Genomic DNA, 14,737 nt, shown 5'->3' on the forward strand with positions numbered 1-14,737 from the left:
CGGACGAGTTGGTGGTACTTCTCATCCTGCCGCCGAAAGACCCGTCCCCTGCGCTCAGGCCCCCTCAGCTGACACCAACGTCATGACCCGCAACAGCTAGGTGTACTTGGCCAGGTAGTCCCAGTGCCGGATCGCGGTTTCCACACCGTGTCACGCACCGTGGGGGCAGTGGCCGACGATCGTCGGGTCGCTGGTGGCGCCGCCGGCGAACCGGCCGCCTTGCTCGAACACCGTGAACACCACGCGGTCATCGTCGAACCATCAGAAATCATCCGTGGTCAAGGCGTCGGCGTCGATGAGGTGGTTATTCACGAGCCGTAGCTACGCCGGCGTAGCACCGGTCACTGGTGCGGGATGGGTACGCCCGCAGCGCGCAGCTTGGCCTCGACGAGCGCGTTCAGCCGGGTCCACGCCGCCGACGCCTGGACTTCGAGGTGGTGGTTGACCAGCCCGTACCGGGTGGCGGCATCGGGCCCCGGTTCGTAGCCCGCCGGCACCTCCAGCAGTTCGCGCTTGGCCAGCAGGTTGTCCGCCAGCGCGGCGGCCAGCTCGTCGATCCGGGGATCGTGCGGATCCCACGACCGCGCCTCCCAGCCGCGTTTGGTCAGGTCGCTGAACTCGGGATCGTCGAGCCGGTGTTCGAACTGGGTCAGGAACAGATCGAACAACTCCGGCGACAGCGCCTTGGACAGCACCAGCGCTTCCCGCTGACCGGTCACGTAGTCGTCGCTGAAGCCCAGCTCGGTGAGCCGGTCCAGGATCGCGAGCGCGCGGCCGGGGAGCAGGAGCCGGTCGCCGTCGGCGAGCCGGCGCAGGGTGTCGCGCCGGGCGGTCAGTTCGGCGATCCGCTCGGTGAGGCGCCGCTCGACGTCGACGAGTCCGGTGGTGAACTGCTCGGCGTCGGCGTCGAGCAGCGGCCCGACTTCGGCCAGCGGCACCCCGGCTGCGGCCAGTGCCCTGACCTGGACCAGCCGCAGCAGGTCGGCCGAGCCGTACCGCCGGTAGCCGGAGCTGTCGCGCGGTGGTTCGTCGAGCAGCCCGTGCCGGTGGTAGTGCCGCACGGTCTTCACCGTCACCCCGGCGAAGGCCGCCGCCTGACCGATCGTGACGCCGGTCAGCATGGCGGAGGTGGTCGAGAGAGCCATGCGGCGAGTCTGGAGCCTGACCCGAGGTCAAGGTCAACCCGCCCATGGCCCCCTCGGGGGCGATCTGCTCGCGGCCTGGTCGCAGAACTCCGCCTCGAGGAGCTCGCTCAGCGCCTGCGGATACCCGTTCACCACGTCGACGTCGCGGTCCCCGGCGGTGAGCAACGCGGTCAGCGTCCGGTCCCCGTCGGGCGTGCTGTACATCAGCGCCCCGAACCCGACGGTGCTGCCGTTGTGCCGGAAGATGGTGGCGCCACAGCCCGCGTCCTCCACGAACACCCCGAGGCCGTAGCCGGCCTTCGGGTGCGGTTTCCGCATCTCGGCCAGCAGCGGCGCGGGCAGGAGCTTCCCGCCCTGCAGCGCGGCGAAGAAGGTGTGCAGGTCCTCGGCGGTCGAGATCAGGTCACCGGCGCCGAACAGCAGGGAGGGGTTCTGGCGGGTGACGTCGACCGTGTTGGTCACGCCGTTGTGCTGGTAGCGGTAGTAGCCGTGGGAGTGCGGTCCGGGGAGCACGGACCTGGCCCCCGGCGCCACCGTGCCCTTCAGCCCCAGCGGACCGGTGATCCGCCGCTGCAGTTCCTCGGCGAACGGGCGGCCGCTGACCTTTTCGACCAGGAGCGCGGCCAGCGTGTAATTGGTGTTGGAGTAGTTCCAGTCCGTTCCGGGAGTGAACAGCAGCGGCTCGGCCAGTGCGTACCGGACCAGTTCAGCGGGCTGGTAGGTGCGGAACCGGTTGTCCACCCACGCCTGCCCGGTCGAAGGCAGGCCCGGCAGTTCCTTCCCGTTGTAGTAGTCGCCGGTGTGGCTGAACACCCCGCTGGTGTGCTGCAACAGCATCCGCACGGTGATCCGCCGGTCCAGGGCGAACTCGGGCAGGTAGTCCTGCGCCGGGGCGTCCAGCCCGATCCGGCCTTCGGCAACCAGCTGCAGCACCATGGTCGCGACGAAGGTCTTGGTGTTGCTGCCGACCCGGCCCATCGCGTTCTTCGGCGGTTTTGCCGGCTCGCCCAGCTTGCGCACCCCGGCGCTGCCGGTCCAGGTGCCCCGCTCGTCGTCCACCCGCACCTGCATCCCGGCGAAGCCGATGTCGACGAAACCCTGCACGGCTTCCTGCAGCTCCGGGCGGTCGGGGGCGGCCACCGCCGGCGTGGCCGCCCCGGTCAGCAGCGCGACGGCCACTGCCGGAGCGGCCAGCTTGCGGAAACCTCGAGGCGATCTTGTCGTGGAAGTGTTCTTCATGACCGCCACCCTCCGGATTGACCCTGGGGCGGGGTCAATCCGCTGGTTCTCTGGCCTGCCGGTGGCTTGGCTTGCGCCGAACGTCAACGCCACCGCGCCCACGGCGATCAGCAGCGCCGCGTCCGCGCCCGCCACCGGCACGACGACTTCTACGACCACCGCCACGACCACGGCTTCGGCGGGGTCCGCTACCCGAGCTGGACCGGACCGGAATCACACCGCGATGATCCGGGCGGGTGCCGGTGGGTCGCGGTGCGCCACGCGCCCGATTACGTGCACGTGGCCGCGTTGCTGGTCTGCCAGGACACGCTGCGCCAGGTGCCTCCGCGCCGGAACTACCACCGCGTGCGCGAGGCGTGCCAGAGCTAACGTCGTCCAGGGCACGCCATGTCAGCGGGCCACGGACCACACATCCCTGGACTGCGGATCGAACACTCCGTGTGTCCGCCGACTCCGCAGGAAGTGCGACCGATCGGGACAGGAGGAGCATTGCTCCGTGTCGCCCTTTGAGCTATTGGTGGTCGGTGAGCTGCAGGAAGGTCGGCGCGAAGAAGCTCTCCAGCGGTTGAGGCCCGTCGTAGCGCCGACACGTACAGGGCCGGAACTCCACCACGCCCGAGTGGCTGTATCGCCGACGAATCTCGAAGTGGCACTCACCGGACTCGGTGTCATGGTGGGAAAGGGGATGACCGCACCCACAGATCGCCGCGGTGGTTGACCCGATCTCCCGACGCTGGCGGCGACCCACCACGTGCCCGGCGAGATAGCCGACGGCCAGGATGCCGGCGCCCACGATCAAACTCAGCGGGTCCATGCCAACCTTCCCCCTTTGGGGTCTCCTCGACGGCATGATGCTCCCACGGCTCGGGGTTCGGCGTCGCTGAGACCGAGCAGGCTGGCGAAGTCCGTCCGCGAGGTTGACCGCGGTGGTGTAGCGGACCCGGTAGCCGGCACGGTGCTGGCAGCCGCGGATCGGGGCCTGGCCGGACTGGACGTGCTGACTGAGAAGGCGCGGGATCGGCTGGGAGCTGTGACGCTACCGCAGCTCACATTGTTGATCTTGATTGGGGCTGTGCGCTGGTCCGGCCGTGATCGGCTTGCGGCCGGTGCCTCCGTGGAGTTCGTGGGGCACCGGCCAACCGGCAACACGCGGTCGCGCCACGCGGGGATGCAAGGCTCGCACCGAGCAGGACGAGGTCGTGACGAGCAGTGTGCGGATCTTGGTACGGGGTCGCGATCCAGGAAGTATCCCCGGCGACCTTGCCAAGCTGGGACGCCCGGTACGGTATCGGGCCGGGCGTGCGGGCGCCAACGGGGCTGGTTGCAGCACAGGCACAGCCTGCTGACCCGCAGTCTCGGCGAGGAGGGATGCCCCACTAGGTCGAGCCGGGCTGGCTACACCAGGTCGGAGAGGCCGAGCAAGTTCAGGTGGTGCATGGGACCGCCGCGGCTTCCATGCTGAATCAGGCGACGGCGGTCAGGTGCGAGTCGCACAATGTCGGCGCTGGTGGCTAGTACTCCAGCCGCACTTCGTGATGCGTGCCCTGCAATGTGTCGATCTTGTGTTGAGTGATGACGATCTGGCTGCCTGGGTTTCTGCACTGGACGACCTGTTCGCGCAGGTCGCGGGACGTTTCCATCGGGCCGCGCCTCGACGCAGGGCCCGTGCCTATGTGCGTGGCTTGCTGGCGCCGCTGGCCGGCAAGAACGGCTGGACGCTGGCCGAGGCCGCCGGTGACATCACGCCGGACGGGATGCAGCGCCTGCTCAACGCGGCGGCCTGGGACGCCGATGGCGTCCGTGATGATGTCCGCGACTATGCGATCAGCCATCTGGGTGAGCGTGAGGGTGTGTTGATCGTGGACGAGACCGGATTCGTCAAGAAGGGCATCAGATCTGCTGGGGTGCAACGCCAGTATTCCGGCACGGCCGGACGCATCGAGAACTGTCAGCTCGGCGTGTTTTGTGCTTACAACACAAGCAAAGGCCGCACATTGATCGACCGTGAGCTGTATGTGCCGAAATCGTGGACCGCTGATCGTGAACGCTGCCGCGAGGCGGCGATTCCCGACGAGGTCGAGTTCGCCAGCAAGCCCGTGCTCGCTCAGCGGATGCCCGCCCGCGCCCTGGACGCCGGTGTGCCCGCCACCTGGGTTACCGCCGACGAAGCTTACGGCGGTGACTCGGAATTCCGCCGTTGGCTGGAAGACCAGCGTATCGGCTATGTCGTGGCCGTGCCTGCCAGTCAGACCATCCCCGCGGTGGCCGGCACGTCCCGTGCCAGCGCGCTCGTCGCCCAAGCGCCCGATGACGCGTGGAAACGCCGAAGCTGCGGCGACGGAGCCAAAGGGCCCCGGATGTTCGACTGGGCCGTCGCCGAGTTGCCCACCTATTCCGACACCACCGCCTCCGGCTGGGGACGCTGGTTGCTGGCCCGCCGTTCGCTGGCCCGAAACAGCAGGGGCGAATACGAGATCGCCTGCTATCTATCCTGCGCCCCAACGGGAATCACCGACGAGGACCTAATCCGAGTAGCCGCAGCGCGGTGGGCGATCGAGGACTGTTTCCAGACCGCGAAGACCGACGTCGGCCTGGATCAGTACCAAGTTCGCCGCTACGACGCCTGGTACCGGCACATCACGCTGGCCATGCTCGCCCACACCTACCTGGCCGTCACCGCCGCGATAGCCCCAAAAGCACGGACAGCGGCCTCATCCCCATCACACTGGGCGAGGTCAAGCGTCCCCTGGCACACCTAATCACCACCCCGCTCGATCACCTCGCCACCTGGACCTGGTCACACTGGCGCCGACGCCACCAATATCGAGCCCAGCAAGCCCACTACCAGCGAAGACTCATCGAAAATCACGAAGTGCGGCTGGAGTACTAGGTGACGAATGACTACGGCATTCAACGCCGAGCTCCGATATGCGCATTCTCAATGCGTTCACCACGAGCGCGTCGGCATCCTGCTGTCGGTGTCGCTGACCGGCGTCAACCGTAATGGCGTCACCGAACTCGAAGCGTTGATTGAGGCGATACCGCCAGTCCGCGGTCGCCTTGGCCGACCACGCCAGCGGCCTCGGCGAACTCTACGGTGACTGCGCCAACGACTACGCCAAGTACTGCAAGAAGGTGCGGACCAGAGGCATCCAGCCACGCGCTCGGCCGGGACCTCAAGCAAGTTCACCTCTGGCGTCCCAAACGACGCTTCTGACAAGACCGAACTGCCGTAATCGGCTCCGTACCCGGGGGATTCCGCATCGACTGTGGAGAGGATGCGCCAGAGACGGAACAAAAAGCTCTTCGTTGCCAGCGACGCTGAGGCGGTGCAGACGAAAGCGAAGGCAGCGATCCAACTTACACCATCACAGTTGCCAGGCGCCTGGCCCGGGCGTTCGCCGAAAGCGCGTTCAGGTTGCGCCGGAGATGGCCGAGGACGCGCTACGCGATGGAACACTCGACACGCTGCTGGCCGAGTTGGGGGATACGAGGACACTTCCGTGGGGTCGTGCGGCCGACCGCGACCGCAGCGTTGTCAGCAAGGACCTGGTCAGCCCTGTCTGAACGGAGCCCGATCAGCTTCGGCTGGCCCGGTCGGTCGTCGGCGACATTTCACCTCATCGGGGGTGTGACGGCGGCGGATGGTTTACCGTCGCCGGGGGTGGAAATCTTGGTGTCGCTGTCGTAACGACGTTCTGCGAGGAGGAGCAATGACAACACGACGTACGGCGGACGCCATGGTCCGCACCGAGGACTCTGTTGAGGTCGATAGCGTCACGGTAGTGCATAAGTACAGTGACGAAAAACCGACCAAGCATACATGGGACGCAGAAAGCATCGCTTGGGATTCGGACGCAATGAAGGTCGAGTACAATACTGGTTTGGGCACAACGGGCGTTGACTGGTGGCAGGTGACCGCCGTGGCCAATGGCAATATCTATATCAGCAACCCGCACAACATGCGCGGTCTCCTCGACTGGGTGGAAGGTGAAATAAAGGATGCTTTGCCAGGCATCAAAGAGGAAGCGAAGAAAACTATCGAAGGGAAAATTGAGGATCCCGCGAATGCTGCCGCAGAACTGCGGGCAGCGGAACTCAAACTGCTCGCGGCGAGTATTACCGATCTACTCCTCAACAAAGGGGAAACGAAAGGCTTCAAGAAGCACACGCTAACCGCTGATGACGCTGAGCAGACAGTCGACTTGACGATCAAATGGCTTCCCACGGCCGCCGGCGAGGATAATGAGGCGAAGGACGCACTGGAGATCAGGTCGAAATCAGACGTGTCGACGACCAACATGCTTCTAGTCAAAGTTGGCGATTCCTCCGATAAAGAGAAGCTGGAACTTCCAGATGAGAAAGACCTGGCAGAGCAGTGATGAACGAGTACGGTATTTCGTCCTCGGTTCGTATTTCCTGCAGATCGAATCGTCGCTATTAGCACTCCATCCGGTGCACCCAGTGATCTGAAGGTGATCGTTCAGCGGTCAGATGTGATCTGAAGCTTGTTGTCGCCTGCCGGTGTGAGTCCGGTCCGGGTGGCTGTCAGGAGGCTGCAGTAGCAGGCTGGCGGATTGGCCTGAAACGGGTCGGGTCGAAGTTCATTGTCAAAGACCTATCAGGGAAGCGTTTCCATGCCGTCGGCGAACCCGCGTTGCACTCGTGCGGCTACCCGTGGGGTAGGGCAATGCGGACTTGCGTCGCTGCTGGTCGGGAAGCTCTCGACCCCGGGCGGCAGAACGCGCTCGCGGCCGCGTTGAAGGAATACGGGGCGCTGCGCAGGACGATCTACGTATTAGTTACGTGGAATCAGCGGTGGACGCGTCGCTGCTGCTGGCGCGGATGCTGGTCCCGGAGCCGCTGTGGCCGGGCTGAACCGAGACCTTACGGGGGTCGGTGTCGGTGCTACCGCGCCGGTCGCTGGCCGACATCGACGCCCGACTGGAGCAGGCAGCGGCCAAGCCCGTGATCGTGCCGGACACCACGGTCGACCGCGGCGCGATCTACGAGTCTGAAACCTTCCGCCGCGCGTGCAGCCAGCATCCGGACAAGCGCAAAACAGGCGGGCACGGGCCGACGCCAGCCGACGAGGTGGAGCACCTGCTCCCGACGCCCGCGGCGCGGGACTGGAAGTCGGGGGCCTTGAACATCATGGACCGCAACTCACGGCCACTGAACGAGGTGATCGTGAATCGTTTGCCTGGCCCGCTGCTGCCCACGTCCACGGTGTCGAACTCGGCTGGGAACAAGGTGAACCACCGCGGGGAGAAGCTGCTCCCCGGGGTGGCGGCCAAGCTGTCTGGGGCGCCTACTGGCCAGCCATCGAACGGTGGGAACGCGTCCTCGGGCGGCTAGCCCCGGAGCCGACCGTCGCCGGCGCCCGGGGTGCGCAGGTCCTGAACCCGGAGTTGCTCGAATGGATGATGGGCCTCCCCGCGGGCTGGATCACCGCCGTACCTGGCCTGACCCAGGCTGACCAGCTCAAGCGAGCAGGCGACGGCGTCGTTCCCCAGCAGGCCATCGCAGCTTTCGCACATCTGATGCCGCTCCTGAACCAGCCGCCAGATAGCGCATCCCGTCGCCTTGCCCAGCGCACCTTCAGCATTTGACCCCTGGGGATGCGAGCGTGTTAGCGCTTGAAGTCCTCTGGCGTGAGCCCGATCTGGGCGAGTTTGCTTCGCGGCACAGCGATCCAGGCTTCGTTGCTGAGGTCATGGCCGAGCGCGGCGGCGGCTTTGAGTTCTGCCTGCCAGGTGCCCACCAGCACGACCAGGTCATGCTCTTGCAGGATGTGCGGCTTGGCTTCACGTGCTCGCTTGAGTGGGTCATCGAGGCCGGCGCCCACTGTGGTGATCGTTGTCCGCGGGATCACGGTCTCGCGGAGGTAACCGAAGAGCGCGATCACGCGCTTGCGCAGACCGTCCCGGCCGAAGACCACGCGGAGCTGCTCGGTGGTGAGAAGACGCAGCGGCTCGGCCGGAAGGCCGGTCCATGGCGCCACTTCGAGTGCGTGCTCACGCACCGCGTCAGCCCGCGGGGAACGCTTCAGGTCCCGGTTGCCTTTTTGGCCGGTCAGCCATGCTCGGTGGGTGCCCATCGGAAGCGCACGGAGGCGGTGGCCCTCCGCATCGATTTGGATCATGAGCGTGATCTCGCACTGGCCTTCCCGCGGGATCATCCACGTTGTCCGCGTGGTGCCCTTGATTTCGACGGGGATGCCCAGGATGCGCGTGTCCAGAGGTGGTTCTTTCCAGCCCCAAGCACTGGATGACGTGGTACTGCAGCTTGGTGCCCACCGATGACCTTTCATCGGAGTCGACCTCTGGGCTAGTGAGGTCGAAGCGCCAGGTGCGTGCGCCATCGAGCACGTAGCGGATGGCGTCGTCGACCGCGGTGCGAAGAAGGTCCGCGATGGGCTGCATCTTCAGCCAGGCGAACACCTTCTGGAGGTCGTCGTCGCGCTCTGGCGGCAGGATGACGTGCTCGGGCTGCGGCCCGGCTCTGCGAGGATCGGGTTGGCGGAGTTCGCCGAGTGCGGGCAGAAGGGAAATGGTCACTCTTCCTTTGTAGCCGACCGGAGCAGCCGTTCAACGTGGTCGATCGCCGCCGGGCTTGGGAAGTGGAATTTGCCGTGCTCCGAGGCGCCGTCCATGGTCAGGGCCACGAATTCGAACTGGCTCCCCGGGAAGAGCTGCTCGACGTCCTTTTTCCGCCCTCGCTGGACCTTGTCAGCTTTCTGCTGGTCGGCGACCTTGTACTTCGGGTTGACGACGAAGACGCTCAGCAGCTTGTTGCCAAGCCACCCGTCAGCCCGGAAGTTGGCATCGGCAAGCGGGTGGACGCGAACGTCGAGGCCCTTCTCGCGCAGCGCGGTGGCGGTGTACATGTCGCGCATGAACCCGTAGTAGGCGTTCCCGATGCGCCAGTCCAGTGATCCTTTTGCCAGGTACTGCGCCCGGTGCTCGGGCTTCTTCCACGTGGGATGCGCCGTGCTGATCCGCTTGAGCTCCTGGTCGAGGATCTCGGCTTCGAGGTCAAGGCGTTCGTCACCGAACATCTCCCTGCCGGTGGCAGTGCCGTAGGCGAACTCGTCGAACTCGCTCCACAGCGGCGGCCGGCCGAGGTCTTCCATCAGCAGGTGGAAGAGGTGCACGAAGGCGAAACCCGGGTCCCAGTCCCGAGCGAGCTCAATGTGCTCGATCTCCACCTTCCTGATGTCCCCCAGCGGGTGCGTGTGGTTCTCCTTGATCCATGCAAAGGTCTCGAGCGAGCAGTCGTAGATCGCCTTGGTGGTGTGGTCGCGCATCGTGGAGACCACCCCACGCGCGATCCGCTGCGGGTTTTGCTCCCAGGCACAGTAGACCTCCCTCGCCTCCGGAGTGACCAGGAACGTCTCGCGCACCTCATCTGCGCTAGTTTCCATCGCCCGCCGTCCCCCTGCCGTGTGAACCATGTGCCGGGTACCGTAACGCAGAGTACCGACAACCAGCTGACGTTCGCCTTGGCAGTGCGCCGCCCGCCCTCGCGATCCGCCGTTGTGACGTGTGTTACTCTTGTGTCCGACGGTGTCCGGTAGTGACCGGCCGCGGCCCGCGTTCGCGTAGGTGTAAGTGACCTCAGCCGCTGGCATGGGGAGCTTCGAGTGCGGTTCAGTACCTTCCGGCCCGCCATGAAGGAACTCGGTCCGCCGGGCCGGGACCTGAAGGGCGCCGACTCCTGTGTCGGTCCCTCGACGGGCCGCCACCAGCTTCACCCCTCCGGTGTCTGCAAGTGGTGAAGCGCAGTAGGAGTGCGAACTGGACTCTCCTGAGGTTCCTCCGGAGTTCGAAAAACGCGGTTTACGCGAGTGTGCAGCGAGCGAAGGGGAGCGCGGCACCGGCGCGAAGTTGTGACGAGCAAATCCTGGTCACCCAGGTCGGGCTCCGTATTCCCGCGTTGATCTCCTACGGCGGCTGGAAGCAGGCCGGCCGGCGGCTGGCCCGGATCGTCGACTCCAGCGCTTGGTGCCTCGGGGACTGGATCGTCTTCGGCGAGCCGGTACAAGGACCGGTACCGGCGGGTGATGGAAGAGGTCGGGCTGGACTACAAGACCCTGCGCAACTACGCCTGGATAGCCAGGCGGTTTCCGCTCGACGAACGCCACGAGGGACTGAGCATGCAGCACCACGCGGAAGTCGCCGCGTTGCCCGCGGACGAGCGGCGCGACTGGCTCGAAGCCGCCGGGCGGCACGCCTGGTCGCGCAACGAATTGCGAAGGCGGGTCCGGGCGGCGGCACTCGGCGCTTCCGATGCGGACGGCACGCGAGTGAGTATGCCGCGCATTTTCGTGAGTCCGGAGCACATCGAGCGCTGGCACGCGGCGGCTCGCACCGTCGACGCCGACCTGAGCAGCTGGATCATTTCGACCCTCGACGCCGCGTCGCCGGGGCTGGCTCGCGTCACCGAAGCATGAAGAAAACGCGTTCGCGCCGGTACGGAAATTTTTTCGAACGGTTTGGTGCTTTTCGGGAAAAGAACTTCCGCATCTTCCTGGCCGGTTACGCCACGTCGAACGTCGGCACGGCGATGGCGTCCGTGGCATTGTCGTTCGCGGTGCTCGACAGTGGTGGTTCGCTGTCGGACCTGAGTTTCGTGATGGCGGCGAGGATCGTTCCGCTGGTCGTTTTCCTGCTCGCCGGCGGCCTGCTCGGAGACCGCTTCTCGCGGCGCTGGGTACTGATCGTCTCCGATTGCGTCCGGTTCGCCAGCCAAGCGTCGATCGCGACACTGTTCCTGATCGGCGGGCCGCCCCTGGGGGTGATCGTGGCACTCGCCGCGTTCGGCGGGATCGGGGAGGCGATCTTCCGGCCTTCCTTCGACGGCCTGCTCCCGGAAACCGTCTCCGCCCGGCGGTTGCCGGAAGCGAACGCGCTGCTCGGGCTGAGCCAGTCCGCGGCGACGATCGGCGGACCCGCCCTGGCGGGTGTGCTCGTGGTCGTCACCTCGCCGGCGATGGTGCTGATGATCGACGCGTTCTCCTATCTCCTCAGCACCGTGTCCCTGTTCCTGCTGCGCATCGCGGACACGCCGCCCGGCCCGCGCAGCACGCTGCTCGAGCAGCTCAAGGTCGGCTGGGCGGTGTTCAGCAGCAGGCAGTGGCTGTGGACGATCACCCTGCAGTTCACCCTGTTCAACCTCCTCGTCTGGGCGCCCTACCTCGTCCTCGGGCCCGCCTCAGCGGATCGCACCTACGGCGGTGCGGGAGCATGGGGCGCCGTGCTCGCCGTGTACGGCGCGGGATCCGTTTTGGGGGCCTGATGCTGCTTGGCCGACGGCCTCGGCGTCCGCTGGTCGTTACCACCCTCGTCACCTTCCTGTGGGCGGCGCCGTCCGCGGCACTCGCCCTGCAGTTGCCACTGGTCGTCGTCTGTGCCGGGGCACTGCTCGCCGGGATCGCGAACGCCGTGTTCAACGGGCTCTGGATGACCACCGTCCAGCAGCACGTTCCCGCGGACTCGCTGTCACGCGTGATGTCCTATGTCTCGTTCGGCGCGCCTATGCGGTCGGCCCGATCGGCCTCGCCGCCGCCGGGCCGCTGGCCGAAGTCGTGGGAATACCGCTCGTCCTCGCCGTCGGCGTGGGGTGGCAGCTCGTCGCGACCTCGGTGGTGCTGGCGGTTCCGGCCGTGCGGAAGCTCGTCAACGAACCAGCCCCCCAGCCGGCCGAGCCCGGTGACATCGCCGACCAGGTTGGTCCCGCCGGCGGGACCACGCCGGCTCAGCAATAGCGGGAAAACCGGTGCGCCAACGGTTGTGGCGCCGGAGGACGGCCGGCCTTCCTTGACAGTCGCCTGAGGCGGCTGGTTCAGTCGAAGTGCGGGACGGTAAACCATTTGCGGTTCGGTGCCATCCGAACGATCAGCGCGGGTTTCGCCAGTGCCATTCGGCGGCCCCTTTCCAGTGCACTTGTTTTGACAAAACCGTCGTCCATCGGATTACGCTGAACAACGGAGAATGCATGTCGCTCGCTCATTCGCCCGGTCCTGATGCGACGATTGCACACGCTGTGCGCGCCACGAGCCGTTCCCGGCCGGACGCGCCCGCCCTCGCCGGCGATCGGACACTGACCTACGCGGAACTGCTCGACGCGGTCGAGCGTGCGGCAGGCGTGCTCCGCGAATCCGGTATCGGCCAGGGTGACGTGGTGGCTCTGTGCACGGCCAGGTCCTGGCGCCAGCTGGTGGCCGTGCTCGCCGCGTTCGACATCGGCGCCGCCGTCGCACCCTTCGACGTTCGCCAGATGCCGGCGATCACTCGGAACGCCGTCGGCCACCTAAGCCCGGCTCTCCTGCTCGCCGACGACCGGGGTTTCGAAGTTCTTCCGGAGGCGACCCCGCTGACAGACCTGGACCGGCCCGGCGGGCCCGCGCTGTCGCGCAGCGGTTGTGCGGCCGAACCCAGTGGCCTCGCGTATGTACTGCACACTTCGGGTTCGACCGGTTGCCCGAGGCCCGTGCACGTCCCGCACTCGGCACTGGTGAACCGGTTTCACTGGGGACAGTCCGTTTATCCGCTCGAGCCGGGAGACGCCGTTCTGCACGCCGGTTCGCTGTCCTTCGACATCTCGTTCTGGACCGTGCTGGCACCGCTGTGCTTCCGTGCCACCACGGTGGTCGCACCGGCCGAAGTGGACGGTGAGCCGGCCAGGCTGGCCCAGTCGATGCTCGTGCACTCGGTGTCCGTCGCGCACTTCGTGCCCACTTTGTTGCGCGAGTTCCTCGCCGGCGGGGACCCCGCCGTGCTCGGCGGTCTCCGGTACCTGTTCGTCGGCGGCGAGCGGCTGCCCATCGAACTCGCCCGTGATGCGGTCGGGCGACGTCAGGCCGCGTTTTCAACCAGTACGGCCCGACCGAGACGTGCATCGACGTAGTCACCCGCGAAATCGGCTTGGCGGACCTGACCGGTCCCGCGGTGCCCATCGGCGAGCCGATGGACGGCGTGCGCGCCGACGTGGTCGACGAGTGCGGGAGGCCAGTCGACGGAGGCGGACCGGGCGAGTTGGTCATCGCCGGTCCGTGCGTGGCCTGGTGTGGCTGATTCGGTAGAGCCGCCAGGCTGGAGCGGACCAAAGACGGTTCGGCGTGGTGCGTCAGGGGCCGTGCCCGAGCTGCAGCGTCGGGTTGCTGTATGCATCGGGAATCTCCAACGGAGCAATGGTGATCACGGAGTGTGGTCGCTGCATTCTCGAACCTGCCGTCTGGTAGTCCATTCGGGCTGTCCTGTCGAATCCTCTGGCGTGGCAGACTCGCCCACAATAGGGTATCGATCCGATTACGCTGTGTTTACTGTTCGAGGGGATTTTGGTGACGGAGCAGCCATTGCCGGAAACAGGAAACGACGACAGAGAACGCGAGGCAGCGCATGAAGTCTCGCAACAGCAAAGCGCGCTGAGGGAGGCGAAAGTCAGACAGCGACTTCGCTATGTCTGGCTCATCGGCAGTCTGATCGTAACCATTGGACTCGGCGGGGCCACCGCTTACGGATTTTGGATCACCAACCGGACGCCGTTCAGCTACGTAGGTCTGATCGCGGGTGCGGCATCGACGACTGCGGCTGCATGGCTGATCCTCCGGAACCGGCCGGACATCGCTGATGAGGCCTATCAGTTGTCCGAGCGTGAGCACAAACATATGTTGCTGGTTTCCGCTATTTCCCGTGAGGCTACGAAGTCGCTGCGGGTGTACAGGGCTCTATCCTGGCGTGACATCGATGTCTACCGGCGCAAGGCTGCCAGAAATCGGCGAGTCCACAACCTTTTCCAAGGAATCATCATCGTGGGTTCGATCGTGGTGACCAGCCTGACCAGCGCGGGCCTCACCGAACCGATACTGCGCTGGGGCGGTGCCAGTGTCGCGGCCTTGGTGAGTGTCTCGGCCGGGTTTACCGGCTATTTCAAGTTCCGTGAACGCGGGTTCAACCAGCAGCAGACCGCCGACGCGATTGAGAAAGAATACAACGCCGTCGACCTCCGCGTTGGCGACTACGACATCGCCGACGAGGACAAAGCTCTCAAGATCTACGCGCAGAAGGTGGAGGCATTGAAGGAAGAGCAACGTAAACGCGAACTGCAGTTGGAACAAAGTTCCTCGCCCGAGGAAAAACAGTAGCCGACCCTGCCGCGTCGCGACCCGGGTGCGCATCGTCCAGACGGAGAAGGTGTCACGCGGTCGGGGACTGTGCGGGCGCAGCAGGCCGAGTTCGTTGTCGGCGAGGTATAAGTGGTCCTAACAAAATGATCAATGTGGTGGTGTTGGCCGTGTCCGTTGTGGATCATGTTCGGTCGTGAGCAGGGGTGAGTCACCGCCGTGGATC

At 65.8% G+C, this 14,737-nt stretch carries 16 protein-coding genes and 1 pseudogene; 11 read left to right on the forward strand and 6 right to left on the reverse strand.

What is annotated here, in order from left to right:
- The first annotated feature begins 168 nt into the window (after window positions 1-168).
- Window positions 169-321: a hypothetical protein gene (locus tag AC07EG_RS39840; RefSeq protein ID WP_478258471.1), complete on the forward strand. Its 153-nt coding sequence runs from the start codon at window positions 169-171 to the stop codon at window positions 319-321.
- Between the two features lie 20 nt (window positions 322-341).
- Here the strand turns inward: AC07EG_RS39840 and AC07EG_RS39845 are convergent, their stop codons facing one another.
- Both AC07EG_RS39845 and AC07EG_RS39850 read right to left on the reverse strand, forming a co-directional pair.
- Window positions 342-1,145 (reverse strand): MerR family transcriptional regulator, encoded by an 804-nt coding sequence (locus AC07EG_RS39845; protein ID WP_478258472.1) that lies wholly within the window; start codon window positions 1,143-1,145, stop codon window positions 342-344.
- 33 nt (window positions 1,146-1,178) lie between these two features.
- The gene (locus AC07EG_RS39850) at window positions 1,179-2,384 is read right to left on the reverse strand and encodes a serine hydrolase domain-containing protein (RefSeq protein ID WP_478258473.1); all 1,206 of its coding nucleotides are present in this window, start codon (window positions 2,382-2,384) and stop codon (window positions 1,179-1,181) included.
- Window positions 2,385-2,450: 66 nt separating this feature from the next.
- On the opposite strand from AC07EG_RS39850, the gene AC07EG_RS39855 reads away from it, so the two are divergent.
- A complete protein-coding gene (locus AC07EG_RS39855) occupies window positions 2,451-2,753 on the forward strand; it encodes a hypothetical protein (RefSeq protein ID WP_478258474.1) in 303 nt (100 codons plus the stop codon).
- Window positions 2,754-2,895: 142 nt separating this feature from the next.
- On the opposite strand, the gene AC07EG_RS39860 is transcribed toward AC07EG_RS39855, so the two are convergent.
- Window positions 2,896-3,198 (reverse strand): hypothetical protein, encoded by a 303-nt coding sequence (locus AC07EG_RS39860; RefSeq protein ID WP_478258475.1) that lies wholly within the window; start codon window positions 3,196-3,198, stop codon window positions 2,896-2,898.
- A gap of 721 nt (window positions 3,199-3,919) precedes the next feature.
- Here AC07EG_RS39860 and AC07EG_RS39865 point away from each other — a divergent pair.
- From AC07EG_RS39865 to AC07EG_RS39880, 4 genes and pseudogenes are all read left to right on the forward strand, one after another.
- A complete protein-coding gene (locus tag AC07EG_RS39865; protein WP_478258483.1) occupies window positions 3,920-5,143 on the forward strand; it encodes an IS701 family transposase in 1,224 nt (407 codons plus the stop codon).
- Window positions 5,144-6,097: 954 nt separating this feature from the next.
- Entirely contained in the window at window positions 6,098-6,766 is a 669-nt protein-coding gene (locus tag AC07EG_RS39870; RefSeq protein WP_478258476.1) for a hypothetical protein, read from the forward strand.
- 318 nt (window positions 6,767-7,084) lie between these two features.
- Window positions 7,085-7,179, forward strand: a pseudogene (locus AC07EG_RS39875) (Tn3 family transposase); the annotation flags it as partial.
- A gap of 104 nt (window positions 7,180-7,283) precedes the next feature.
- On the forward strand, window positions 7,284-7,742 hold the full coding sequence (locus AC07EG_RS39880) for a hypothetical protein (protein WP_478258486.1): 459 nt from the start codon (window positions 7,284-7,286) through the stop codon (window positions 7,740-7,742).
- Between the two features lie 274 nt (window positions 7,743-8,016).
- Here AC07EG_RS39880 and AC07EG_RS39885 read toward each other — a convergent pair whose 3' ends face one another.
- Together AC07EG_RS39885 and AC07EG_RS39890 are read right to left on the reverse strand one after the other, a co-directional pair.
- Window positions 8,017-8,748, reverse strand: a complete 732-nt coding sequence (locus AC07EG_RS39885; protein WP_478258477.1) for a NaeI family type II restriction endonuclease — start codon at window positions 8,746-8,748, stop codon at window positions 8,017-8,019.
- A gap of 192 nt (window positions 8,749-8,940) precedes the next feature.
- The gene (locus AC07EG_RS39890; RefSeq protein ID WP_478258478.1) at window positions 8,941-9,789 is read right to left on the reverse strand and encodes a hypothetical protein; all 849 of its coding nucleotides are present in this window, start codon (window positions 9,787-9,789) and stop codon (window positions 8,941-8,943) included.
- Between the two features lie 660 nt (window positions 9,790-10,449).
- On the opposite strand from AC07EG_RS39890, the gene AC07EG_RS39895 reads away from it, so the two are divergent.
- Window positions 10,450-10,839 (forward strand): LmbU family transcriptional regulator, encoded by a 390-nt coding sequence (locus AC07EG_RS39895; protein ID WP_478258484.1) that lies wholly within the window; start codon window positions 10,450-10,452, stop codon window positions 10,837-10,839.
- The gene (locus tag AC07EG_RS39900) at window positions 10,836-11,684 is read left to right on the forward strand and encodes an MFS transporter (protein ID WP_478258479.1); all 849 of its coding nucleotides are present in this window, start codon (window positions 10,836-10,838) and stop codon (window positions 11,682-11,684) included. The genes AC07EG_RS39895 and AC07EG_RS39900 overlap by 4 nt, the downstream gene beginning before the upstream one ends.
- 217 nt (window positions 11,685-11,901) lie before the next feature.
- On the opposite strand, the gene AC07EG_RS39905 is transcribed toward AC07EG_RS39900, so the two are convergent.
- The gene (locus tag AC07EG_RS39905; protein ID WP_478258480.1) at window positions 11,902-12,258 is read right to left on the reverse strand and encodes a hypothetical protein; all 357 of its coding nucleotides are present in this window, start codon (window positions 12,256-12,258) and stop codon (window positions 11,902-11,904) included.
- A 125-nt stretch (window positions 12,259-12,383) separates the two neighbouring features.
- Between AC07EG_RS39905 and AC07EG_RS39910 the strand changes: the two genes are divergently transcribed.
- From AC07EG_RS39910 to AC07EG_RS39920, 3 genes are all read left to right on the forward strand, one after another.
- Window positions 12,384-13,295 (forward strand): AMP-binding protein, encoded by a 912-nt coding sequence (locus AC07EG_RS39910; protein ID WP_478258481.1) that lies wholly within the window; start codon window positions 12,384-12,386, stop codon window positions 13,293-13,295.
- Between the two features lie 11 nt (window positions 13,296-13,306).
- Window positions 13,307-13,462, forward strand: a complete 156-nt coding sequence (locus AC07EG_RS39915; protein WP_478258485.1) for a hypothetical protein — start codon at window positions 13,307-13,309, stop codon at window positions 13,460-13,462.
- A 266-nt stretch (window positions 13,463-13,728) separates the two neighbouring features.
- Window positions 13,729-14,532 (forward strand): DUF4231 domain-containing protein, encoded by an 804-nt coding sequence (locus AC07EG_RS39920; protein ID WP_478258482.1) that lies wholly within the window; start codon window positions 13,729-13,731, stop codon window positions 14,530-14,532.
- The last annotated feature ends 205 nt before the right edge of the window (window positions 14,533-14,737 follow it).

The organism is Amycolatopsis sp. NPDC045836, assembly GCF_056431745.1.

Coding starts and splice junctions, on each gene's coding strand:
- AC07EG_RS39900 (WP_478258479.1), top strand. CDS start 10,836: ATGAAGAAAACGCGTTCGCGCCGGTACGGAAATTTTTTCGAACGGTTT.
- AC07EG_RS39860 (WP_478258475.1), bottom strand. CDS start 3,198: ATGGACCCGCTGAGTTTGATCGTGGGCGCCGGCATCCTGGCCGTCGGC.
- AC07EG_RS39865 (WP_478258483.1), top strand. CDS start 3,920: ATGCGTGCCCTGCAATGTGTCGATCTTGTGTTGAGTGATGACGATCTG.
- AC07EG_RS39845 (WP_478258472.1), bottom strand. CDS start 1,145: ATGGCTCTCTCGACCACCTCCGCCATGCTGACCGGCGTCACGATCGGT.
- AC07EG_RS39850 (WP_478258473.1), bottom strand. CDS start 2,384: ATGAAGAACACTTCCACGACAAGATCGCCTCGAGGTTTCCGCAAGCTG.
- AC07EG_RS39885 (WP_478258477.1), bottom strand. CDS start 8,748: ATGGCGCACGCACCTGGCGCTTCGACCTCACTAGCCCAGAGGTCGACT.
- AC07EG_RS39870 (WP_478258476.1), top strand. CDS start 6,098: ATGACAACACGACGTACGGCGGACGCCATGGTCCGCACCGAGGACTCT.
- AC07EG_RS39895 (WP_478258484.1), top strand. CDS start 10,450: ATGGAAGAGGTCGGGCTGGACTACAAGACCCTGCGCAACTACGCCTGG.
- AC07EG_RS39910 (WP_478258481.1), top strand. CDS start 12,384: ATGTCGCTCGCTCATTCGCCCGGTCCTGATGCGACGATTGCACACGCT.
- AC07EG_RS39905 (WP_478258480.1), bottom strand. CDS start 12,258: ATGGTTTACCGTCCCGCACTTCGACTGAACCAGCCGCCTCAGGCGACT.